This is a genomic window from Vibrio sp. LB10LO1, from assembly GCF_010092875.1.
GTDB lineage: Bacteria > Pseudomonadota > Gammaproteobacteria > Enterobacterales > Vibrionaceae > Vibrio > Vibrio campbellii.
Window position 1 is genome coordinate 208,608 of sequence record NZ_JAADJW010000002.1, and the last position, 20,457, is coordinate 229,064.

18 protein-coding genes are annotated in these 20,457 nt (G+C 45.4%); 10 read left to right on the plus strand and 8 right to left on the minus strand.

The window, feature by feature from the left end:
• The first annotated feature begins 716 nt into the window (after window positions 1–716).
• The 4 genes from GXP65_RS02395 (at window position 717) to phaC (ending at window position 4,912) form a co-directional block, all read left to right on the plus strand.
• Window positions 717–1,457, plus strand: a complete 741-nt coding sequence (locus tag GXP65_RS02395) for an SDR family oxidoreductase (protein ID WP_005433356.1) — start codon at window positions 717–719, stop codon at window positions 1,455–1,457.
• A 12-nt stretch (window positions 1,458–1,469) separates the two neighbouring features.
• A complete protein-coding gene (locus GXP65_RS02400) occupies window positions 1,470–2,678 on the plus strand; it encodes an acetyl-CoA C-acetyltransferase (protein WP_162091937.1) in 1,209 nt (402 codons plus the stop codon).
• A 44-nt stretch (window positions 2,679–2,722) separates the two neighbouring features.
• Window positions 2,723–3,070: a phasin family protein gene (locus GXP65_RS02405; RefSeq protein ID WP_005433494.1), complete on the plus strand. Its 348-nt coding sequence runs from the start codon at window positions 2,723–2,725 to the stop codon at window positions 3,068–3,070.
• 66 nt (window positions 3,071–3,136) lie between these two features.
• Window positions 3,137–4,912 carry a class I poly(R)-hydroxyalkanoic acid synthase gene (gene phaC / locus GXP65_RS02410; protein ID WP_162091891.1) on the plus strand — a complete coding sequence of 592 codons (1,776 nt, stop codon included), beginning with the start codon at window positions 3,137–3,139 and terminating at the stop codon, window positions 4,910–4,912.
• Window positions 4,913–5,161: 249 nt separating this feature from the next.
• Here phaC and GXP65_RS02415 read toward each other — a convergent pair whose 3' ends face one another.
• The 6 genes from GXP65_RS02415 to napF form a co-directional block, all read right to left on the minus strand.
• Entirely contained in the window at window positions 5,162–5,296 is a 135-nt protein-coding gene (locus GXP65_RS02415; protein ID WP_005433365.1) for a TIGR02808 family protein, read from the minus strand.
• Between the two features lie 15 nt (window positions 5,297–5,311).
• Window positions 5,312–5,890, minus strand: a complete 579-nt coding sequence (locus GXP65_RS02420) for a NapC/NirT family cytochrome c (protein WP_005433285.1) — start codon at window positions 5,888–5,890, stop codon at window positions 5,312–5,314.
• A 28-nt stretch (window positions 5,891–5,918) separates the two neighbouring features.
• Complete coding sequence (locus GXP65_RS02425; protein WP_005537128.1) at window positions 5,919–6,374, minus strand: nitrate reductase cytochrome c-type subunit; 456 nt, start codon at window positions 6,372–6,374, stop codon at window positions 5,919–5,921.
• A 76-nt stretch (window positions 6,375–6,450) separates the two neighbouring features.
• Window positions 6,451–8,940 (minus strand): periplasmic nitrate reductase subunit alpha, encoded by a 2,490-nt coding sequence (napA, locus tag GXP65_RS02430; protein ID WP_005433339.1) that lies wholly within the window; start codon window positions 8,938–8,940, stop codon window positions 6,451–6,453.
• A complete protein-coding gene (locus tag GXP65_RS02435) occupies window positions 8,937–9,245 on the minus strand; it encodes a chaperone NapD (RefSeq protein WP_005433349.1) in 309 nt (102 codons plus the stop codon). The genes napA and GXP65_RS02435 overlap by 4 nt, the downstream gene beginning before the upstream one ends.
• 43 nt (window positions 9,246–9,288) lie before the next feature.
• Window positions 9,289–9,774, minus strand: coding sequence for a ferredoxin-type protein NapF (gene napF / locus GXP65_RS02440; protein ID WP_162091892.1), 486 nt, complete (start codon window positions 9,772–9,774; stop codon window positions 9,289–9,291).
• A 246-nt stretch (window positions 9,775–10,020) separates the two neighbouring features.
• On the opposite strand from napF, the gene narQ reads away from it, so the two are divergent.
• A complete protein-coding gene (gene narQ, locus GXP65_RS02445) occupies window positions 10,021–11,757 on the plus strand; it encodes a nitrate/nitrite two-component system sensor histidine kinase NarQ (RefSeq protein ID WP_103414024.1) in 1,737 nt (578 codons plus the stop codon).
• On the plus strand, window positions 11,744–12,376 hold the full coding sequence (locus GXP65_RS02450) for a response regulator (RefSeq protein ID WP_005433412.1): 633 nt from the start codon (window positions 11,744–11,746) through the stop codon (window positions 12,374–12,376). Before narQ ends, GXP65_RS02450 begins: the two co-directional genes overlap by 14 nt.
• Window positions 12,377–12,437: 61 nt before the next feature.
• Here GXP65_RS02450 and GXP65_RS02455 read toward each other — a convergent pair whose 3' ends face one another.
• Window positions 12,438–12,611, minus strand: a complete 174-nt coding sequence (locus tag GXP65_RS02455; protein ID WP_010643585.1) for a hypothetical protein — start codon at window positions 12,609–12,611, stop codon at window positions 12,438–12,440.
• Window positions 12,612–12,874: 263 nt separating this feature from the next.
• Between GXP65_RS02455 and GXP65_RS02460 the strand changes: the two genes are divergently transcribed.
• Window positions 12,875–13,735, plus strand: coding sequence for a DUF6279 family lipoprotein (locus GXP65_RS02460; protein ID WP_162091893.1), 861 nt, complete (start codon window positions 12,875–12,877; stop codon window positions 13,733–13,735).
• Window positions 13,736–13,928: 193 nt separating this feature from the next.
• Window positions 13,929–15,158: a peptidase T gene (pepT, locus tag GXP65_RS02465; protein ID WP_038889027.1), complete on the plus strand. Its 1,230-nt coding sequence runs from the start codon at window positions 13,929–13,931 to the stop codon at window positions 15,156–15,158.
• A gap of 124 nt (window positions 15,159–15,282) precedes the next feature.
• On the opposite strand, the gene GXP65_RS02470 is transcribed toward pepT, so the two are convergent.
• Window positions 15,283–15,741, minus strand: coding sequence for a cytidine/deoxycytidylate deaminase family protein (locus tag GXP65_RS02470; protein WP_005433321.1), 459 nt, complete (start codon window positions 15,739–15,741; stop codon window positions 15,283–15,285).
• A gap of 349 nt (window positions 15,742–16,090) precedes the next feature.
• Here GXP65_RS02470 and vmeY point away from each other — a divergent pair, with 349 nt between their 5' ends.
• Window positions 16,091–17,218, plus strand: coding sequence for a multidrug efflux RND transporter periplasmic adaptor subunit VmeY (gene vmeY / locus GXP65_RS02475; protein ID WP_162091894.1), 1,128 nt, complete (start codon window positions 16,091–16,093; stop codon window positions 17,216–17,218).
• An 8-nt stretch (window positions 17,219–17,226) separates the two neighbouring features.
• Window positions 17,227–20,379 carry a multidrug efflux RND transporter permease subunit VmeZ gene (gene vmeZ / locus GXP65_RS02480; protein ID WP_045395504.1) on the plus strand — a complete coding sequence of 1,051 codons (3,153 nt, stop codon included), beginning with the start codon at window positions 17,227–17,229 and terminating at the stop codon, window positions 20,377–20,379.
• Window positions 20,380–20,457 lie beyond the last annotated feature (78 nt).

A 20,457-nucleotide genomic window follows, 5' to 3' on the forward strand; every position in this document is an offset into this window, starting at 1 on the left:
ATAGTGCAAAGTGACGTTCAATGCCACCTTTAAAGAAAATAGTCATGGGGAGCATAGGGCTAACATTCAGCTATTTAATAAAATTTAAATAGCAATTAAATGCGTGCGACATATTAGTGCGCCTTTGCACCAAATAATTGCAAGAATAGATAAGTCTCTGTGTTTCTATTTATAAAATTGAATCATATTTTTGGTATTAATTGTTAATTAAATAGATTTCTTTTTTATCAGTAAAGGTCAAAGTTGAACTCGCTGTTTTTAAGTGTTTTATAGGTAAGTAAATGATATATTTAACATTTGGTAGTGTAAGCTTTGAAGGTATTTATCTAATGATTTGATTGAGATTTATTAGTTAAAAAAAGAAAGATGATCTTAAACTACTTGCAAATGTAACGTAGATGAAAAATCACCTAAGTGATTGAATATATGATGGTTTACATTTTAATTTAGTAATCTGTTTTTATTTAAAGTTCTTTTCTATCAATGACTTAATCTAGATTAACGTTTTTATAACATTTCATTCTGAGTGAGATCTAAATCAATCTTATGCAAATGATTTGGTTTTTTATTTGAAATGTAACAATTCTAGGTTAACTTAAAAATAAAGGCGGCAGAGGATTTGTTGCCACAAGAATATATTAACACGTCAGTTGGCGAAGAATTTCGCCAGTGTCTTAATTCGCTTTTTTAATGCCGTTAAGAATGGAGTCTTTTTAATGAAGAAAGTCGCTTTGATCACTGGATCAAAAGGCGGAATTGGTTCTGCAATTTCCTCTCAACTAGTGAATGATGGTTACCGCGTTATTGCAACGTATTTTACTGGTAAATATGAGTGTGCTTTGGAATGGTTTAATGAAAAAGGGTTTACCAAAGATCAGGTTCGCCTTTTTGAATTAGACGTGACCGACACCGCTCAGTGTGCCGAGAAATTGGCACTTATCCTCGAGGAAGAAGGGACAATAGACGTCGTTATCAACAACGCAGGTATCACACGTGATGGCGTGTTCAAAAAGATGACTGCTCAAGCTTGGAACGACGTGATCAATACCAACCTAAATAGCTTGTTCAATGTGACGCAGCCACTTTTCGCAGCCATGTGTGAGAAAGGTGGTGGTCGCATCATCAATATCTCTTCTGTGAATGGTCTGAAAGGGCAGTTTGGGCAAGCAAACTACTCGGCAGCAAAAGCTGGCATGATTGGATTCTCCAAAGCATTAGCCTACGAGGGCGCACGTTCAGGCGTCACAGTAAATGTTATTGCCCCAGGATACACAGGCACTCCAATGGTTGAGCAGATGAAACCAGAAGTGCTTGAGTCGATCACGAGTCAAATTCCAATGAAGCGTCTGGCGACGCCAGAAGAAATTGCTGCATCAGTGAGCTTTTTAGTAAGTGATGCAGGCGCGTACATCACCGGCGAAACATTGTCGGTGAATGGCGGCCTATACATGCACTAAGGAGTACTGATGATGGAAAAAGTATTTATTGTTGCTGCGAAACGTACCCCAATTGGCGCATTTGGTGGAAGTCTAAAAAATACCTCGGCAGGTAATCTTGCTGCGGTCGCGATTAAAGGTGCGCTTGAGGCTGCATCACTTTCTGCCGATAAGGTTGATGAAGTGATCGTTGGTAACGTGATTGCTGCGGGCCAAGGCATGGGTGTTGGGCGCCAAGCAGCATTGTTTGCTGGTATTCCAGAGTCAGTACCCGCATATGGCGTCAACATGGTTTGCGGCAGTGGTATGAAAACCGTCATGGATGGCGTTTCTCATATTCGCAGTGGCGATGCAGAAGTCGTTGTAGCAGCGGGTGTTGAGGTCATGTCGCAAATCCCATTCATTGTGCCTAGCGTTGTGCGCGACGGTAACAAAATGGGCAACATGGAGTTGAAAGATCTCCTTATTGCTGACGGTTTGACGGACGTTTACAACCAATACCACATGGGCGTAACTGCTGAAAATGTGGCTAAGGAAGTGGGTCTATCGCGTCAACAACAAGACGAATATGCACTCTCAAGCCAACAAAAAGCGGTGGCAGCGATTGAAGCAGGCAAATTCAAAGACGAAATTGTTCCTGTAGAAGTCAAGCAGCGTCGCGAAACCGTCGTATTTGATACGGATGAATACCCAAAAGCAAACGCGACACTAGAAGGTTTGAGCAAGCTACGCCCTGCGTTTGACCGTGAAGGTACAGTAACTGCAGGCAATGCGTCAGGCATAAACGACGGTGCAAGTGCCATCATTTTAGCATCAGAAAGCGCGGTTCAAGCGCATGGTCTGACGCCAATTGCTGAAGTAGTGAGCTACGCTCAATCCGGTTTGGATCCTAAGATTATGGGTCTTGGTCCTGTGGAGTCAGTGAACAAGGCGCTGCAAAAAGCCGAGCTGAAAACCAGCGACATTGATGTTTATGAATTGAATGAAGCCTTTGCTGCGCAAGCACTAGGTGTGATTCATAAACTGGCAGAAACCAACCAAGTACCAGTGAGCTCAATTCAAGATAAAGCCAACTTTAATGGTGGTGCTATCGCATTGGGCCACCCACTCGGTGCGTCGGGTAACCGTATTCTGGTTACGTTAGTACACGAACTTCACAAACAAGACGGTCAGTACGGTGTTGCTTCACTTTGTGTGGGCGGCGGTATGGGCACGGCTGTGGTTGTAAAAGCGGTTAAATAGTTATTTAAACGGAAATTTTTAATTCTTTCTCTAGGAGATAAACCATGTACACTGATTTCTTCAAAACTTTTAGCGATCAAACTGAAAAGAATCTAGAACCATACTTGAAGTTCAACAAGCTAGTGACAAAGAACGTAGAAGTTCTTACTGAGCTACAATTGAACGCAATCCGTACATACAGCGAAGTTGGCCTAAATCAAATGAAAGCGGCGTCAGAAATCAAAGACGTGACTTCTTTAACCGCTTTCAACAGCCAACAACTTACCGTTCTTACTAAGCTTTCTCAGCAGATGATGGATGACAGCAACAAGCTGCAAGCTATCGCGAAAGAATTCAAAGAAGACGTTGAGCAAATGACTTCGGAAAACCTAAAGACTGTTACTCCTGCGTAATACGTCCACTTATCGCCGCCCGCATTCTTGGGCGGCGTTGTTTTTTCCGAATATAGGAGTAAGACTATGTTTCAACACTTCTTTTCGGACTATCTTGTAAAACTTCAGGAAACCAATCAACAGTGGTGGCATGATTTCGAAGTGAACAAGGCAGTCGTGAATTCTCCTTTGAATAAGGCTATGCAAGAAGTGAACTTCGAGGATACTGCTAAACTGTTCGAACAAGCGGCGAACCAACCTGCTGCCATCTTGAAATTGCAAGCAGAGTGGTGGGAACAGCAGCTTCAAATTTGGCAGAATGTCGCTCTCGCAGGCAATCAAACACAGATTATTGAAGCAGAGAAGGGTGATAAGCGTTTCTCAAACGATGCTTGGCAGCAAGAAGCCATGTACAGCTTTATCAAACAATCTTATTTGTTATTTAGCAAAACCTACCTAGACACACTCGACTCAATCGAAGGGTTGGATGAGAAAACCAAAGAGCGTATTACCTTCTTCTCTCGTCAAGCCATCAACGCACTTTCCCCATCAAACTTCATTGCGACTAACCCTGAGCTGCTAAAACTCACTCTTGAGCAAAATGGTGAGAACCTCCTAACGGGTTTAGAGAAGTTAAAAGAAGATGTCGAGTCGAGTGCGGATATTCTCAAAGTGCGCATGACCAACAACAATGCGTTTCGTGTCGGTGATGACGTGGCAACGACTGCTGGCGATGTAGTTTTTCAAAACGAACTATTTGAGTTGATTCAGTATCGTCCGTTGACAGAAAAAGTCAATGCGACACCGTTGCTGATCGTTCCGCCTTTCATCAATAAATACTACATCCTTGACCTAACGGCGAAGAACTCCATGGTTCGTTGGCTATTAGAGCAAGGCCATAGCGTATTTATGATGTCGTGGCGCAACCCAGGTAAAGAGCAAGCTCACGTTGAGTTTGGTGACTACGTGACGGAAGGCGTCGCTAAAGCTGTGACTGCAATTGAAGACATCACAGGTCAAGAGCAAATCAACGCAGCGGGTTATTGCATCGGTGGTACGGTTCTGGCGAGCACGGTTGCGTACTATGCGGCGAAGCGTATGAAGAAGCGTATCAAGTCTGCGAGCTTCTTTACAACGTTACTGGACTTCTCTCAACCGGGTGAAGTTGGGGCGTACATCAACGACACGATTATTAGTGCCATTGAAACGCAGAATAATGCGAAAGGTTACATGGACGGTCGTTCTTTGAGTGTGACATTTAGCTTACTCCGCGAAAACAGCCTGTACTGGAACTACTATGTCGATAATTACTTGAAAGGTAATAGCCCGGTTGATTTTGACCTGCTCTACTGGAACAGCGACAGTACAAACGTGAGTGCTGCGTCCCACAACTTCTTACTGCGTGAACTCTATCTAGAGAACAAGCTAGTCCAAGACAAGGGCGTGAAGATCGGTGGCGTGTGGATCGACCTGAATAAGATTAAGATCCCAAGCTATTTTGTGTCGACCAAAGAAGACCATATCGCGTTGTGGCAGGGTACATATCGCGGCGCACTAAACACAGGTGGCAACAAGACCTTTGTTTTGGGTGAATCAGGGCACATTGCTGGTATCGTCAATCACCCTGCAAAAAACAAATACGGCTATTGGCTAAACGACAACCTTGATGACTCGGCAGATGAGTGGTTTAACAACGCGAATCATCAAGAAGGCTCTTGGTGGACGCATTGGCATCAATGGCTGTTGCAATTCAACCCAGAAGAGCAAGTTGAGCCATTCCCAGTGGGTTCTGAGCAGAACCCTGTGATTGATGAAGCGCCTGGTCAATACGTAAAGCAAGTTTTGCCTATTAAAGGGTCCTAAACTGCTCCTCACAGCAGTCTCATTTGGCGGCCTACTATAATGGTCGCCTTTTTTGTTTCTCACGTTTCAGGCTAAAGCGGGGAAGGAGACAGTAATTGTCTTGAGGGTTTCTGAATGTGGGGCAGAGGAGGGGCTTTTAGAGCCTGTTAGTGACGAGGGATGTTTAGGATACAAAGAAAAAACGCCAAGCAAATGCTTGGCGTTTTCCGTCAACAAAATAGGCAAAAATGTCGACTGGTTTGAGGTGGTTTAGACCTCTTTATCCTTACCTAGTGAGAGTAGCCATAGAGAGATTGCTGCTACTCCGACAAAGCCGGAAAGAATAATGACTGGCATTGCACTGTATCCGAGGAAGTGCCAGATAAAAGACTCAAGATTACTCATTGTCTGTATTTCTCCTTATTGCCAGCCTTCAACGCCGTGCATGTCAGGCAGTTTATGTGCGATACCTTTGTGACAATCTACACAAGTTTTGTCGCCTGACGCCAACGCTGTAGAGTGCTGCGCTGAGGCACGTTTACCTTGCTGAGAGTAGTCCATGTAATCGAACTGGTGACAGTTACGACACTCAAGAGAGTCGTTTTTCTTCATACGCGCCCACTCACGTTCGGCAAGGTGCTCACGACGTGCTTGGAACTTCTCTGGCGTATCGATGGTCTTCGTTACGAAGTGTGCAAACAGCTCTTTAGATGCTTGAACTTTACGAACGATTTTATCGGTCCATTCATGTGGTACGTGACAGTCTGAACAGATTGCACGAACACCAGAGCGGTTCGAGTAGTGAATTGTTTCTTGAATTTCAGCGACGATAGGAGCGTGACAGCCAGAACAGAACTCTTCTGTGTTGGTCGCTTCCATACCTGTGTTGAATGCGCCCCAAAACAGAAGTCCACCAGCGAAGCCTAAGAACAAAACTACACCAGCGGCAGCTTTGCTTGGGCTCGACAGTCTCTTCCAAAACGCTTTAAGTATTTTCATAAGTAACCTCTTAGTACTCGCGTTTCAATTACTGAAGCGAATCGACTGCCTTAAACTCGTTTTCCACTAATGGTTTACCATCGGTTTGTGGAACGTGACATTGCAAACAGAAGTAACGACGTGGTGACATATCTGCCAATACCGCGTCTTCACGGTTAACATAGTGCGTTACACTGATTTTGGTAGCGCCTGCGTCTTTAGCATTTTTCCAGCTGTGACATGCTAGACATTTGTTTGCGTTCAAAGACACTTCGTAGTTACGGATGCTATGTGGGATCAGTGGCGGCTGATATACATAGCTGTCTGCAACGATTTGGTCTTTTGGAAAGTCTTTAAAATCATCTGCAGGACGCGTGTCTTCAAGTTGCGCGCTGCCACGTAGCGAGTCGAGACCGCCTGTGCCGCCTGGGTTATCCAGTTCTGCTTGTGCAACGCCTGTCAATAAAGCACCTACAGATAAAAGTGCGATAAGGTATTTTTTCATCATTTCATCTCCGCCTTATGGCTTAAATTCTTTTTAGGCCGCCGAGTAGACGGCCCTTGCATTCGTTATTTGACGGTTAAGCAATTTTCGTGATTTTGACTGGACACTTCTTAAAGTCTGTCTGTTTAGACAGAGGGTCAGTCGCATCAAGGATCAACTTGTTAATCAAAATACGGGCATCAAAGAACGGTACGAATACCAAGCCTTCAGGTGGACGGTTACGGCCGCGAGTTTCAACGCGAACGCGAACTTCACCACGTTTGTTTGCAATCAGAACCTCTTCACCGCGACGAACGTTACGTTTCTTCGCATCCGCAGGGTGCATGTAAACCACCGCGTCAGGCACCGCTTTGTAAAGCTCTGGTACACGACGAGTCATAGTACCTGTGTGCCAGTGCTCAAGAACACGGCCAGTACATAGCCATAGGTCAAACTCTTCGTTTGGCACTTCTGGTGGCGCTTCGTATGGTGCAGAGATGATCTTCGCTTTACCATCAGCATTGCCGTAGAAGTCCCAACCTGAACCAGCTTTCGCATATGGGTCAGAGCCTTCTTTAAAGCGCCATTGTGTTTCTTTGCCATCAACAACCGGCCAACGTAGACCACGTACTGTGTGGTAAACATCATATGGTGCTAAGTCGTGACCGTGACCACGGCCAAACGTCGCGTACTCTTCGAACAGACCTTTCTGTACGTAGTAGCCGAAGTGGTGAGCGTCATCGTTCATCTCACGCGCTTCTTCTATAGGGAACTTGTCGACTTGACCGTTTTTGAACAGCATGTCGTACATAGTCTTGCCGCGGTACTCTGGTGCTTTTGCAAGTAGCTCTTCTGGCCACACTTCTTCCATCTTGAAGCGTTTCGAGAATTCCATTACCTGCCATAGGTCAGATTTTGCATCACCGATGGTCTCTACTTGTTGATACCAAGCTTGAGTACGACGCTCTGCGTTACCGTAAGCACCCTCTTTCTCAATCCACATTGCGGTCGGAAGAACAAGGTCAGCCGCCTGCGCGGTTGCTGTTGGGTATGGGTCTGAAACCACGATGAAGTTGTCTGGATTACGGTAACCCGGAAGACGCTCAGAGTTAATGTTCGGACCTGCTTGCATGTTGTTGTTACATTGAACCCAGTAACAGTTCAGAACGCCGTCATGCAACATACGGTCTTGAAGTACTGCGTGGAAGCCCGGTTTCGGTGGGATAGTACCTTCTGGTAGCTTCCAGATGTCTTCTGCGATCTTACGGTGTTTAGGGTTAGCAACCACCATGTCTGCTGGTAGACGGTGAGCAAACGTACCAACTTCACGAGCCGTACCACACGCTGATGGCTGACCTGTTAGTGAGAATGGGCTGTTACCCGGAGTCGCAATCTTACCGGTTAGTAGGTGGATGTTGTAAACCAAGTTGTTCATCCATACACCACGAGTATGTTGGTTCATACCCATCGTCCATAGAGACATTACTTTTGTGTTTGGATCCGCGTATTGCTTCGCAAGCTCGATTAGTTTTTCTTTCTCTACACCAGAGATTTCAGACGCTTTTTCTACTGTGTATGGTGCAACTGACTTCTTGTACTCTTCGAAAGAGATAGAAGTTAGTTTGCCTGAGTTCGGGTTCTTCGCCGCTTTTTGTAACGGATCATCATCGCGTAGACCGTAGCCGATGTCCGTGTCTGCTTGAGTGAAGTTGGTGTGCTTGTTCACGAAGTCCCAGTTTACTGCATCGTTTTCGATGATGTAGTTTGCGATAAAGTTAGCAATCGCAAGGTCAGACTGAGGATTGAAAATGTAGCCGTGGTCTGCCAACTCAAATGAACGGTGGTAGTAAGTAGAAAGCACGTTCACTTTAACGTGAGGGTGACTTAGACGACGGTCAGTAATACGAGTCCAAAGAACTGGGTGCATTTCTGCCATGTTTGAACCCCAAAGAACGAAGGCATCTGCGTTCTCGAAGTCATCGTAACAGCCCATTGGTTCATCGATACCAAATGCACGCATGAAGCCTACTACCGCAGACGCCATACAGTGACGCGCGTTCGGGTCGATATTGTTTGAACGGAAGCCTGCTTTCATCATTTTGGCAGCGGCATAACCTTCCATTACTGTCCATTGACCAGAACCGAACATACCGATGCTTGTTGGACCTTTCTTCTCTAGAGAGGCTTTCCATTTTTCAGCCATGATGTCGAAAGCGGTATCCCAAGATACAGGAGCGAAGTCGCCGTCTTTGCTGTATTTGCCGTCTTTCATACGTAGAAGAGGCTGAGTTAGGCGGTCTTGACCGTACATGATCTTAGAAAGGAAGTAACCTTTGATACAGTTAAGGCCTTTGTTTACTGGTGCTTCAGGGTCACCCTGAGTTGCTACCACTTTGCCGTTTTGTGTACCAACAAGAACAGAACAGCCTGTACCACAGAAACGACAAGGCGCTTTGTCCCATGTGATTTTGGTTTGATCAGAGCTTGCAATCAGGTTGGTTGCAGAAGCTGGTAGTGTAATACCTGCGACAGCAGCAGCTGATGCAGCCGCGTTTGCTTTCACAAACGCACGTCTTGTCATTTTCATACTTCACCCTCGATTTGGGAATGTTGTGTTCCAGTGTCTTTTTCTTCCGTTTCTTCAAGCCCAGTTTCGATTTGGTGATAAACCAGTACTGTGCTCAAGACATTCGGTAAATTATTAATCGCATCGATAGTGTCGGTGATGAAACCTTGGTTCTCAGTTTCTAACACCACCACGATTTTGCCTTCTGGACTGTCACCGTAGATCTCTGCGTTTTCGTACGCTTCAATCTGGGTTTTCACTTCAGCCAGATGTTCAGGCAGAACATGGACTACCAGACTCGAAATGTGCACTTCGTTTAGTGACATACATCTCTCTCGTTTTATCGCCTTTCGTGCCGACCACTGACGGCTAGGCTTTTATATTGCTCACATTGATGGATGAAGTCGGACACACTGAGACACAGGCGCCGCAGCCGTTACACTCATCAAGGTCTAAATTTGGTTGTGCTACTTTGCCAAGCTCTAACTTGAACTGAATTGCCATCGGGTCGCACATGTCCCCACAGCTTCGGCATTCGACATTTTGTTTTGCTAAACAGCTATCATTGATGCTCGCTTTCGCCTGCCAAGGCTGTTCCGCTTCCGCTAAAAACAGTGGCTCTGGGCAAGCCTCGGCGCATTGGTAACAAAAGGTGCATTCATCAATAGAAAAATCGACAGCGGGAAACCCACCGTCGCTTTTTGATATAATTTTAGTTTCGCACGCCTCGATGCATTTACCGCAACGAGTGCAATCGTCTGTGAATTGAGTTGGCTTAGCTAACCAAGGAAGACGTACCGAATTGTCCGGTTGCGTTTTACGTGCAAAAAGTCTTCTTCTCGAAAGATCTACCACTTAGTCACCTCGGAAATTGAAACCCCAAATAAGCATAGTTCACAATTTCATTAATAAACTGTCATTTAAGTACATGAAATTGTAGTTTTTGACATATATGTATAAATACCTCTTAGGAGGTAATTGGGATGCTATATTGTTTTAGATCAATAAATTCCGACGCAGGTGATCACATATTGATAAAGTTGAAAGATAATGCGTGTTGTATAAAGGCAAACATGGTTATCAAACGAGCGGAGTTCAGAGTTGTTTAAAAATGTGAAAAAGTCAGTAACACGCACAATCGCATCTGCCATGATGTTGATTTTGCTTCTTTCAGTGGCGACAACTGGCTTCGCTATTTTCACTCTTGCGTCGAGCCTTAATGATGCAGAAGCGGTAAACGTAGCGGGCTCAATGCGAATGCAGAGCTATCGTTTAGCTCATGATATTCAAAGTGAATCTGTTGACTATTCTTCACATATTGACTTATTTGAGCAGTCAATTTACTCACATTCAATGCTGGCGCTTCAACATTGGTCAGTGCCAGAAGATATTACAAAAGACTACTACCGACTGATTCTTCGTTGGCATGAACTGAAATCGGTACTTAAGAGCCAAGACAGAGACCAATATCTGATCTTAGTCGCTGGTTTTGTTCAACAAATTGATGCCTTCGTATTTAAGCTACAGAACTATTCAGAGCAAAAACTGATCAACTTAGCTTGGATTGGTGGGTTAGGGCTTGGCGGCATACTGTGTGTGAGTATGTTCGTTGTGCACTTTGTTAGGCTAGAAGTCGTCAGGCCGCTTCGTGCGCTGGTGTTTGCTAGTGAGCAAATTCAGAATCGCTCGTTTAACGTTTCACTCAATGTTTCAAGTGATAACGAAATGGGCATTTTGACCAAAACTTTCAATAGGATGGCAAATGATCTTGGTAAGCTCTATCGAGGTTTGGAGCAAGCGGTGGACGAGAAAACACGTAAGCTGCAACACGCAAACCAATCGCTTAGAGTATTGTATGATTCGTCGAAAGAGTTGACTGCTTCTCGCATCCATCAAGAAAATTTCCAAGCGATTTTACAACATATTGCAAGTTTGGAAGGAATTCGTGCTGTTAAGCTCGAAATAGACCAAATAGGGGAACCAAACTGGATACTTACTGAGGGGGAGGAGTGTCGTCATGAATGTGACAGTGAATGTCACACCAAAACACTAACGCTAGATGGCGTACACCTTGGGTATCTACATTGGAAAGCGGGCCTACCGTGCCCGAATGAGTCTCTTATTGATAACTTTGTTCAAATCTTATCTCGTGCGGTATATTACAACCGAGCACAAAGACAAGCAGAACAGCTACTGCTAATGGAAGAGCGCGCTACTATCGCGCGTGAATTACATGATTCATTGGCTCAAGCTCTGTCTTATTTGAAGATTCAAGTATCGCTGCTTAAAAGAAGCGTGAAGAATATTCCAGACGAGAGAGCAATTGCTCAGACCAACCAAGTGATTGCTGAATTAGATACTGGATTATCGGCGGCATACACCCAGTTAAGAGAGCTTTTGACGACATTCCGCTTAACGATAAAAGAAGGCAGCTTTGGTCAGGCACTGCAGGAGATGGTTTCGACGCTTGATGATCAAACAGCAGCGAATATCTCACTTAATAATGAGCTTTCTTCAACAGAATTAGATGCGCACCAACAGGTCCATCTACTACAGTTGATTAGAGAAGCGACGATAAATGCAATCAAGCATGCTCAAGCAAACAATATCGATATTCAATGTCTTGATTCTGATGGCAAAGTCACAGTGACGGTTGCCGATGATGGTATAGGCTTTGAGCAGCAAGACGAAAAATTAAATCATTACGGTATGAGCATCATGCAAGAGCGAGCAACAAGATTGCATGCAGATTTGCAAATTGAAGCGGCAACGAACAGCGGCTGTATCGTAAGACTAGAATTCCAACATAGTAAGGAAGTAAACATTGACAGTGTGTAAAGTAATGCTGGTGGATGATCACCCACTCATGAGACGTGGTATTCATCAGCTTCTCAGTTTCGAGCCAGAGTTTGAAGTGGTTGCAGAGGCAAGCAGCGGCGCAGATGCGGTTGCTACAGCTCACGAACTAGAACTGGATTTGGTACTTCTTGATCTGAACATGAAAGGCATGTCAGGCCTAGATACGCTGAAAGCGCTGCGCGCAGACGGTTGTGAGGCCCGTATCGTGATCCTGACGGTATCGGATAGCCCTGCCGACATCGAAGCCATTGTGCGAAGTGGAGCAGATGGTTACCTGTTAAAGGATACTGAGCCAGATGAATTGGTTGAATTGCTGAAACAAGCGCATGAAGGGGATAAGGCATACAGCCAAGCGGTAGCTAAATACCTTAATGAGCGAGAAGGGCAAGAAGACGTGTTCGATACGCTGACCGACCGTGAAACGCAGATCTTGCAGGAGGTCGCACGTGGCTTCCGAAACAAGCAGATCGCCGACCGTCTGTTCATCTCTGAATCGACTGTTAAAGTGCACATGAAGAGCTTACTCAAGAAGCTAAAAGTGCCTTCTCGTACAGCAGCAACCGTGCTTTACCTAGAGCGATTTGGTGAAATTAAATAACCTTTAAACGCCCACTCTAAAAACGCCAGATACAAAAAAACGCCCGAGTTAGGGCGGTTTTTCATTTGTCTGGGCGAATTGAGTACAGGTCACTGTTGTGTTTGCCGCACTCCAAATAGTAATGATGTGCCGCGCGTTTATCTTCCGCGACGACATTCATACTGTGGATTTTCCCCTCTTCGAAGTAACGAATTTCGTACTCTACACTCGTATCAAGTTGCTCAGCAGCAGCCATGCTACGCCTCCATAAACTATCCAGTTGTTATTGATGCAAATTATATGCCATTTAAGGAACGCTGTATCGTTCAAGATTTGGCCTAAAATTGCGCCCTAACTCACTTTTTTGCGAATAGTTGTGATAAAAAAGTTAATTTCAAACTCTATATACTACAAGAGTGGCAATGTCACTTTGCCGGACTGACGAAAGTTTGCCGCAATAATAAGTGATTTAGATTGAGTATAGAACTTAATCAATAAAAAAGGGAATATGGATCGGTGATGAAATTAAAAAGTTTATCTAATAAAGCGGTTCGATATGGATGCATCTTGATATCTATTTTGGTGTTAGCCGGGTGTGCTAAAAAATTTCTATACAGTAACCTTGATTGGGTAGTGATTGAATATTTAGATGACTATGTCTCCCTAGATGGAGAACAAGAGGCGTTGCTGGAAGAGCGTATATTATTATTAGCGGATTGGCATAAAGAAGAGGAATTACCTTTATATATCGATCACTTAAAACAATTAGAAGCGCTTAATAAAGACAGCGTTACGTTGGGCGCTTTGCAATCGAACCGAGAACAAATGCGCGACCACTATCAACGTTTGGTTTCCAAAGCGGCACCAGACCTGTTTTCACTGAGTATGCAGCTCGACAGCAAACAAGAAGTCGAGTTTATCGATAGTGTAAAAGAACGTTACAAAGAGCGGGATGAAAAATACGCAGGTAAAACGGAACAAGAGCTGCGAGAAGTTGTCTTAGAGAATACTGAAGAGTGGATGGAAGAATGGCTTGGTAAATTATCAAGACAACAAAAAGCACGCGCCAAACAGCTTTCTCAAGATGTGATCATAAATAGTCCACTATGGCGTGACTATCGCTCGTCTATAATTCAAGAACTCGAATACCTTTTCGAAAATAAAAGTAACAGCGTGGTTTACCAGCAGGTATTCATGAAACTCTTATTTGAGCCAGAAAGTTATTATAGTGATCAACTAACCAAGAATATTGATCATAATATTGCACTAACGGATCAATTCACCCTAGATATTTCCCAAACAATGAGTGATAAACAGTGGCGACACTTCCATGGAAAAGTTCGTGAATGGCGAGAGCTTGCTGAAGAATTATTGAATTAATTCCTTATAAAACAAAGTCTTAATGTGAGTTCTGATGGAGCCTGTCAGCACTTTCTAATGAAAAACTGATTCAAAGCAATTTCTTATTGCAGTATGAGCGTAACATGGCTTGTCGAACCATGTTGGTTAGGATCCTCGCACACCTAGCATCCCAGTGCGTCGCATCCTTTGCCCAAAAACAATGAGAATAATTATGAAGCATTTAGTTGAAAGATTTCTTCGCTACGTCACGTTCGATACTCAATCTAATCCCCATGAATCAGCTTGTCCAAGTAGCAGTGGACAACTGGTGTTTGCACAGTTGCTTAAAAAAGAAATGATTGAGCTTGGCTTAAGCAATGTGACATTAAGTGATAACGGCTACCTAATGGCAAAACTGCCATCGAACGTTGATTATGATGTGCCTGCTATTGGCTTTATCGCGCACATGGATACCGCCCCTGATGCGTCTGGTAAAAATGTGAACCCTCAGTTTATCGAAGACTATCAGGGTGGTGATATTGCACTTGGTTTGGGCGATGAAGTGCTTTCCCCTGTGCAGTATCCAGACTTACACGAGCTTCATGGTCATAATCTGATTACTACGGATGGCACAACACTCCTAGGTGCAGACAACAAAGCAGGCATTGCTGAGATTCTTTCTGCGGTCGCTATGCTGATTGAAAATCCAGACATCCCACACGGTGATATTTGTATTGGCTTCACGCCAGATGAAGAGATCGGTCGTGGCGCTGACTTGTTTGATGTTGAGAAGTTCGGCGCGGAATGGGCGTACACCATCGATGGGGGGCCTCAAGGCGAGCTGGAATACGAAAACTTCAATGCAACCAGTGCGGATGTCATTTTCCATGGCGTGAGTGTTCATCCAGGCACCGCGAAAGGCAAACTGGTTAATGCGATGAACTTGGCGGCTAAATTCCAAGTGCAGATGCCAGAAGATCAAACGCCAGAAACCACAGAAGGCTACGAAGGTTTTTTCCACCTAAAATCTGGTGAACTTGGTGTGGCTCGTAGTGAGTTAGGCTACATCATTCGTGACTTTGACCGCGAAGGTCTGGAAAATCGCAAAGCCTTTATGCAGAAGCTAGTCGATGATATGAACGCAGGCTTGAAGCACGGTTCGGTTGAGTTGAAGCTCACTGACAGCTATTACAACATGCGTGAAATGGTTGAACCATATCCACATATTATCGATTTGGCGAAACAAGCGATGGAAGTGTGCGATGTTGAGCCTCTTATTAAGCCAATTCGTGGTGGTACAGACGGTGCCCGTTTGTCGTTCATGGGCTTGCCTTGTCCGAACATCTTCACCGGTGGCTACAACTTCCACGGTATCCATGAGTTTATCTCCGTAGAGATGATGGAGAAGTCTGTTCAAGTGATCGTTAAGATTGCTGAGCTAACGGCCAAGAAGCACGGTTAATCGTGCTAATTAATTAATCTCACCAAAGAGATAAACAAAAGCCCAGACATGTGTCTGGGCTTTTTGGTTGGTTTTGGCAAATGTTTAGATTGTCTGAACATTTACACAAAAGCTGAGTAATGTCTTAACGAACGCTTTTCTCTTCGATCTCGTTGATTGGTAGCCAGTTTACTTCCACACCCGCTTGGTCGAACATGTCTTGGCTCACTTGAATCTTGTCGCCCCAGCGAGATAAGAAATCTTCAGATTGTTCAGGGCAGCTTACACGTGCAATCCCTGTTTGAATGATTTTTGCTGCGCAGTTCGGGCAAGGGAAGTGGGTTACCCAAATATCACAACCATCTAAGTCACGCTTCGAAAACAAAATTGCGTTCTCTTCTGCGTGAAGCGTTTTTAGGTATTTCAGTTCGCGTTCATCTGTATCAACGCTGTCAGATACGCCGTGTGGGTAGCCGTTGAAGCCAACAGAAACAATGCGGTTATTTTTGGTGATTACCGCGCCAACTTGTGTGGATGGATCTTTACTCCATGACGCAACAAGTTCAGCCATCTGGTAGAACCGTTTCTCCCATTTAGAAATCATACTCATCCTCTCGGTCGAAAGCTTTGAATTGTCTGCATGATAACGCATTCAGTTTAAAAAAATAGTCAAAACACTCGCGGTAATTATGAAGTTTCGATTTTTACGTGAAGCTGATGAATTATTGTCTAATTTATCGGTATGTTTTCACCACAACATCACAGTGATTTTCAGCGTGATTCGTGTACATGATCGCAACAATTTTATCCTGCTGATCACCATGTTTGCGAGTCGTTTCATCGGCTTACACTTTGATACACTTTCCCCGGTTTCTCTTGAAGTTTTCGGACAAAGCACCCTGTAAGGTTAGGGTATTGTCAAACGAATCCTGTTCTATAAAGACGGTATATACATGCAAAAGAAACCACTCGTCGCACTAATGGCGGCAACAGCTATCCTCGCGGGATGCGGAGAAGCAAGCAATGCCCAGAAGGGAGCGCCAGCTCCTCTTGTTGTGACTCAGGATGTCACAATTATCGACTACCAACCGAGCAAGTCTTACATCGGTCGCATTGAAGCAGTAGAAGATACGAATATCACGGCACAAGTCTCCGGCTATCTTGAAGCCCGCCATTTCGACGAAGGTCAGATGGTGGAGAAAGGGCAGTTGTTGTACTCCATTGAGCCTTCATCTTTTGAAGCGCAAGTGGCGAGTGCAAAAGCGGCGCTAGCTCAAGCAAAAGCGGCACTTAAAAAAGCGGAACTCGACCACCAACGTGGTAAAAACTTGTTGCCACGTGGCAGTATTTCCCAATCTGAGTTCGATGCGTTGACGGCGACGTTGCTGGGGGCTCGTGCAGAGCTAGAGGCGGCAAACGCTCAGCTTAAGCTTGCGGAAGTAAACCTTTCTTACACTCAAATTCGTGCCCCATTTAGTGGCCGAATCAGTGATAGTAAAGTGAGTACAGGTGATCTGCTTTCACCGTCTTCTGGCATTCTGACTACATTAGTGAGCCTAGACCCAGTGCATACCTCATTCAGCGTGAGTGAGCGTGAACGCTTAAATCTTGGTATGGATGGTATCAAGGGTGACGGAAGTGCAGAGTCGAGTGGTGTTGAGGTTCAACTTGAACTGGAAAACGGCGAGTACTTCGAACATCTAGGTCAATTGGACTTTTTAGGTAACCGAATTAATACGCAAACTGGTACGATCGCGATGCGCGCATTGGTACCAAACCCAGATCAAAAGCTGCTTCCCGGTCAGCACATTAAAGTAAACCTTCGTGACAAGGACGCGAAAGACGTGATTGTCATTCCTCGTCGCGCAGTGCAAACGGATCTTGAAGGTGACTTCGCCATGGTGATGACGGAAGGCAACGTAGCGGAACGTCGTAACGTAGAGCTTGGACCACAAGTCGAGCAGGGCATCATCATCAAAGAAGGTTTAAATAAGGGCGACACAGTGATTACCCAAGGTCTGCAACGTGTGCGTAACGGTGTAGAAGTACGTATTCAATCACCTGCTGAAAACAAACAGTAGGAGGCGGTATGTTAAGTCGTTTCTTTATTCAAAGACCCAAATTCGCGCTGGTTATTTCGATCATATTGACGTTGGCAGGTGCCATCTCATTAGCGATCTTGCCCGTTGCAGAATATCCTAAAATCAGTCCACCATCGGTGAGCGTGACAGCATTCTACACGGGTGCAAGTGCTGAGGTTGTGGAGCAGGCGATAGCCGACCCAATAGAAACCTCCGTGAACGGCGTTGAAAACATGATTTACATGTCTTCAAAGAGTGCTAACGATGGTTCTTACAGCCTAAACGTCACCTTCGATGTGGGTACTGACCCCGATATGGCACAGGTTAACGTGCAAAACCGTGTATCGCAGATTGAGTCAAAACTGCCTCAAGAAGTGCGCATGGTAGGCGTAACGGTGAAAAAGCGCTCTCCTGACTTGTTGATGGTTCTTAACTTCTACTCACCAGACGGTAAGTATGACGACAAGTTTCTTATCAACTACATCAACCTGAACGTAAAAGACCAGCTGGCGCGTGTTAAGGGCATCAGTGAAGTTAACGTTATCGGTGGTGGTGAATACGCAATGCGTGTTTGGTTAGACCCAGAAAAAATGGCTAACCTGAATCTCACAACAACCGATGTGTACTCGGCACTGGCAGAGCAGAACGTGCAAGTGGCGGCAGGTCGTATCGGTGCTGCGCCGTACAACAACCCTCAAGAAGTTCAATTCAACTTGGTGACCAAAGGTCGTCTAGAGAGCGTGAGCGAGTTTGAGGATGTAGTACTTCGTGCTAACCCAGATGGTTCTACGGTATACCTAAAAGACGTTGCTCGAGTTGAGCTTGGCAAGAAGTTCTATGACGGTAACGGTAAGTTCCGTGGTCAAGATGCCTCTATCGTTGCACTGTCACTTCAATCGGATGCAAACGCACTGGAAAGTGGCAAAGCGGTCATGGACTTGCTTGAACGTTTGAGCACTAACTTCCCTGAGGGCATGGCTTACGAAACCAGTTACGATACTACCGTGTTCGTTGCTGAGTCGATCAAGGGCGTAGTAAAAACGCTGATTGAAGCGATCTTGCTGGTAATCGCAGTAACCTACCTGTTTTTGGGTAGTGCGCGCGCAACCTTGATTCCGGTTGTCGCGATTCCGGTATCTCTTATCGGTACATTCGCTATCATGCAGGCGACGGGCTTTACCATTAACACGGTAACCTTGTTCGGTTTGATCCTCGCCATCGGTATCGTGGTAGATGACGCGATTCTAGTTATCGAAAACGTCGATACCACCATGGCGAAAGACCCAACCATTTCACCGCGTAAAGCCACTTTGCTGGCGATGAAAGAAGTAACGGGTCCAATCATTACCTCGACCTTGGTTCTATTGGCGGTATTCCTACCTGTAGCCATGCTTCCGGGTATTACCGGCATCATGTATCGTCAGTTCGCACTGACGATCTGTATCTCGGTAGTGATCTCGTCGATTAATGCGCTAACTCTGTCTCCTGCGCTATGTTCGTTGGTACTGAAACAGGGCGGTGGCAACACGGCAAACTGGTTCCAAGCGTTTAACCGTGGTCTAGAGCGTGTAACTACGCGTTACGGTCAGATCGCTGGCTTCTTGGTTAAGAAGTCCATGTTACTGATCGCTTTCTTCTTCGTCGCGGTTGCCGCAGTAACGTTCTTTGCTAAAACAACGTCTACGGCGTTTGTACCTCAAGAAGATAAAGGCATTTTGTTGGTGAACGTGCAGCTTCCAGATTCTGCGTCACTTTCTCGTACCGAAGAAGTGACCAATGAATTGATGAAGATGGTTGAGCAAGAGCCGGGTGTTGATGGCGTGACGGTTGCGAATGGTTACTCATTCATGACAGGTGCCGCAGCATCAAACGGTGCGTCTCTGTTCATCAAACTGCATGATTGGGACACGCGTAACTCGCTTGACGGTGAACACGCTGCTAATGCTATTGCAAACCGAATCAATGGTCGTGCTGCAATGGAACTTCCTCAAGCGGTGGTATTCGCAATGGGGCCTCCGGCAGTTCCGGGTATGGGCGCAGCTTCTGGCTTTGAATTTGTACTGGAAGACACACTAGGTCGTAGCCGTACGGATTTGTCGATGGTAATGGGTGAAATGATTCAGGCTGCTAACCAAGCTCCAGAAATCGCGTATACCTTCAGTACCTTCCGTGCAAACGTACCGCATTACTATGTCGACATCGACCGCGAGAAAGCACAACAGTTAGGTATTCCACTGTCGTCAATCTTCCAAACATTGCAAGGTAACCTTGGTTCGCTATACGTGAACGACTTCACCATGTTTGGCAAGAACTTCCGTGTGACCATGCAAGCAGACAGCGAACACCGCAGCAGCATGGAAGATCTTGAGCGTTTCCACGTTCGTTCTTCGAGCGGCGATATGGTGCCACTGAGTACATTAGTGAGCTACGAACAGGTGTTTGAGCCGGATGTCGCATGGCGTTATAACATGTACCGTAGTGCCATCATTCAAGGTCAACCTGCACCGGGTTATTCAAGTGGTGACGCGATTGCAGCTATGGAACGTGTCGCGGCTGAAGTTCTGCCACAAGGTTACACTTACGAGTGGACGGGTATGGCTTACCAAGAAGTATTAGCAGGTAATCAAGCGATTTACGCGTTCGCATTGGCATTGATCTTTATCTACTTGTTCATGGTGGCGCAGTACGAGAGTTGGAGTATTCCTCTAGCGATCATCCTAGTGGTGCCAGTGGCAACGTTAGGTTCCTTCCTCGCATTGAACTTAACCGGAACGCCGCTTAACTTGTACGCTCAGATAGGTCTCGTCCTGCTCATAGCGCTCGCGGCGAAGAACGCAATCCTAATTGTGGAATTCGCCAAGCAAGAGCGTGAAGAAAAAGATGTGGATATCGACAGTGCCGCAGTACAAGGTGGTAAGCTTCGTTTCCGTGCTGTGAACATGACGTCTTGGTCGTTCATCTTGGGTATCTTCCCGTTGATCTTCGCTGCTGGTGCGGGTCACGTGAGTCAGAACTCATTGGGTATTTCCCTAATTGGCGGTCTGCTATGTGTGCTTCTAGCGGGTACCTTCCTGATCCCTGGCTTCTATGCTCTGGTTCAGAGAAAACGTGAGAAGATCCACGGCGGCAGCACTAAGCTTGTTCCTCTAGATGACGAATAAGCGCTGAGCTACCTTAAATAGAAAAGCCCGAAGCATGAGAGTGCTTCGGGCTTTTTGTTAGTATTAATTTAAATCCGA